Annotated in this window: 3 protein-coding genes; 2 read left to right on the forward strand and 1 reads right to left on the reverse strand. The window is 50.9% G+C overall.

Annotated elements, in window-relative coordinates; genetic code table 11:
• A partial coding sequence (locus tag L5656_RS11025; RefSeq protein WP_297202909.1) for a heavy metal translocating P-type ATPase occupies positions 1–2165 on the reverse strand: 2165 nt, incomplete at its 3' end.
• 277 nt (positions 2166–2442) lie between these two features.
• Between L5656_RS11025 and L5656_RS11030 the strand changes: the two genes are divergently transcribed.
• Both L5656_RS11030 and L5656_RS11035 read left to right on the forward strand, forming a co-directional pair.
• Entirely contained in the window at positions 2443–2727 is a 285-nt protein-coding gene (locus tag L5656_RS11030; RefSeq protein WP_297202911.1) for an autorepressor SdpR family transcription factor, read from the forward strand.
• A 45-nt stretch (positions 2728–2772) separates the two neighbouring features.
• Positions 2773–3278 (forward strand): SdpI family protein (locus L5656_RS11035; protein ID WP_297202912.1); only part of this gene is annotated, 506 nt, incomplete at its 3' end.

Below are 3278 nucleotides of genomic sequence, written 5' to 3' on the forward strand. Positions count from 1 at the left end.
CCTACCATGGCTACCTTAAGGCCTTGTTCCTGGAGCCTCTTTACTTCGCTGGCCTTATCCTGGGGAAGTACTTCGGCCAGCACATGGTCGATGCCTGCCTGCCGGGCGATGGCTTCAGCCGTACGCCGGTTATCGCCGGTAATCATGGCCACTTGTAGCCCCATCTTCTTAAGCCGCGCGATGGCTTCCGGTACGTATTCCTTCAGGGTATCGGCCACAGCGATAACTCCAGCTGCTCTTCCGCCCACCGCCAGGAACATGGCTGTCTTGCCTTGTTTTTCCAATTCTTCAGCTTGGGGTAAGAGCTGGCTTATGTCTATCCCCTGTTGGCTCATAAGCCGCCGGTTGCCTAAAAGGATCTTTTCTCCCCGCCAGGAGGCCTCCACCCCGTGGCCAGGTATGGCCCGGAACTCAGTCGCATCTTCCAGCTCTAAGCCACGGGCTCTGGCTTCCCGGATGATAGCTTCGCCTAAGGGGTGCTCGGAATTTTTTTCCACGGTAGCGGCGTAAAGCAACACGCGCTCTTCATCCCAGCCACTGGCAGCTACTACATCGGTTACCTCGGGCTCACCCTTGGTTAATGTACCGGTTTTATCGAAAACCACGGCATTCAGCTTAGCGCTAGCCTCTACCGCATCGGCTCCCTTAAAGAGGATCCCGTTTTCCGCGCCTTTGCCCGTACCCGCCATCATGGCGCTGGGGGTAGCTAGGCCTAAAGCGCAGGGACAGGAGATAACGAGAGTGGTAACGCTTAGGAGCAGGGCAAAGCCGAAGACCCCGATCTCTGCCAGGCTATAGGGAGAAAGGATAAAGCGGCTATCCGGGAGGAAATACCGGTCAAACCCATAGAAAAACCAGAAAAGGAAAACGAGCAGGGCCAGGACATGGACTCCAGCGATAAAATGCCCGGCCACAAAATCAGCCAACCGCTGGATGGGGGCTTTGGAAGCCTGGGCATCTTCCACCATTCTTATGATCTGGGCTAGAGCCGTCTCGCTTCCTACCCTGGTGGCCCGGAATTTAAAGGAACCTGTTTTATTAATGGTAGCTCCGATAACCTGGTCGCCCACCTTCTTTTCTACAGGAATGCTCTCGCCCGTGATCATAGATTCATCTACTGCTGAGTAGCCCTCGATGACCTCACCATCGACGGGAATCTTCTCTCCCGGCCGCACCACCACGATATCTCCTACGGCTACCTCATCCACCGCGATCTCTATCTCCTGGCCGTCCCGGATAACCCGGGCCGTCTGGGCCTGAAGGCTCAAAAGTTTACGGATGGCCTCAGAGGTACGGCCCCGGGTTAAAGCCTCTAGGTAACGGCCCAGAACGATAAAAGCAGTGAGGAGGGCAGCAGACTCAAAGAAGGTGGCACCTTTACCGCCAAAACCGGCCTCAGGCCAGAGGCTATTAATAGTAGCAATGATATAGGCCGCCCCGATACCGGTGGCGTAGAGCAAGTTCATATCGGTGGCGCCTTTCTTTAAGCCCCTAAAGCTTTTAACAAAGAACTGCCACCCAGGAATGAAGACGACCGGAGTGGTCAAGAGCCAAAGAACCAGGGGGTTGTGCAAGAACTCGGGAACAAAATAAGGAAAGATCCAGACATCCCGGAACATGCCCAGCATGACCAGTAGGCTTAAGGGCCAGGCGATCCACATGTTGCGGGCTTGCCGCCTTATCTCCCGCTGCCGGGCTTGCCTCTCTCGGTCTAAAGCTTCCTGCCCAGTTACTTTCTCGCTAGCCTCATACCCCAGCTCACTGATGGCCTTTTTTATTTCGCTTTTGCTAACGGCACCGGGATAAAAGCGCACCCGGGCCGACTCCGCCGGGAGGCTGACCGCCACCTCCGTCACCCCCGGGAGGCTCTTTACCACCTTTTCTACTTTGGCCACACAAGAAGCACAGCTCATCCCCCTGACGTTTAATAAAACCTCTTCCTGGGGAACGTTATAACCCAGCTCTTCTATGGTCTTGACCAGCTCCATAACCTGAGTTTCCCTGGGGTTGTACTCGACTGTAGCCTTCCTGGTTAAAAGATTAACCTGAACAGCCTGTACACCCGGTAGATTTTTTAGGGCTTTTTCTACCTTGGCTACGCAAGATGCGCAACTCATACCTTCTACTGGCAAACTTATCTTGGTAGTAGCTACCTTAGTTGCCATAAGAGACCTCTCCTTTGACTACCTATATACCCCATAGGGGTATTCTAAAACCAGTATATGCCCTTCCTTAAGAGCCGTCAAGCCTTTGTTATTATTTTATCGTGCAGGTGATTTTATTTATACACAATACTCAATCCCTTTGCACCCTCTATGGATACCCGAGAAAGCAGGCAACAGCAGTTGTCCAATCCCGTGCTTCGGATACTTCACCTTGACAAAAAACTAATTAACTTTTAAACTAGCAGTTAGATAGATATCGAAATAAAAGGTGGACTGCATGGGGTTAAATAATATTTTTCGGGCTTTGGGAGATCCTACGCGGCGAGAAATTTTACGCCTTTTAGCCCGGAAGGATCTGACGGCAGGGGAGATCGCCCTACATTTTAACCTCACCAAGCCTACTATTTCTCATCATTTGGCCGTGCTGAAGGAGGCCGGATTAGTCCTTGATGAACGTCGAGGGCAATACATTATTTATTCATTAAACACAACCGTATTTCAAGATTTATTGAGTTGGTTACTGGAAATTGTCAGTAATAATAAGAAAACGACCAAGCAATGAGGGCATATTAAGGAAATGGATATTTTCTTTAAGGAGGACTTCCTAATGGAGAATTACCGCCTGGATAAAAAGATGCTGGTCCAGGAGTGGCCGGCTATATTAGTTTTACTTATAATGCTCTTGGCTGGCGCAATAATTTACCCCTATTTACCCGAGAGAGTACCCATTCACTGGAACGCGGCAGGTCAAGTGGATAATTACGGTTCCCGGTCCTTCGGTGCTTTTATGCTTCCTTTCTTGACAGTCGGCCTTTACGTTTTAATGTTAGTCCTCCCTTTGATAGACCCCCGGAGGGAAAATTATTTTAAATTCCTCGGAGCCTACCGGGTTATTCGCCTGGGTCTGGTGCTATTTATGGCTATTCTTTATGGTCTAGTCTTGACCTCCGCCCTGGGTTATTACGTGCCTATGGACCGGGTAATGCCTGCTTTATTAGGGTTATTATTTCTCCTCATCGGTAATTACCTACCCCGGGTCAGGTATAACTACTTTGTGGGGATCCGGACTCCCTGGACTTTAGCCAATGAAGAAGTCTGGCGTAGGACCCACCG

Origin of the sequence: Thermanaeromonas sp. (genome assembly GCF_021890735.1) — a bacterium.
Taxonomy (GTDB): Bacteria; Bacillota; DSM-521; order Neomoorellales; family Neomoorellaceae; genus Thermanaeromonas.

What these genes read in the sequence shown, in the direction of transcription:
- L5656_RS11030 (WP_297202911.1), top strand. Translation starts at nt 2,443, where the DNA reads ATGGGGTTAAATAATATTTTTCGGGCTTTGGGAGATCCTACGCGGCGA.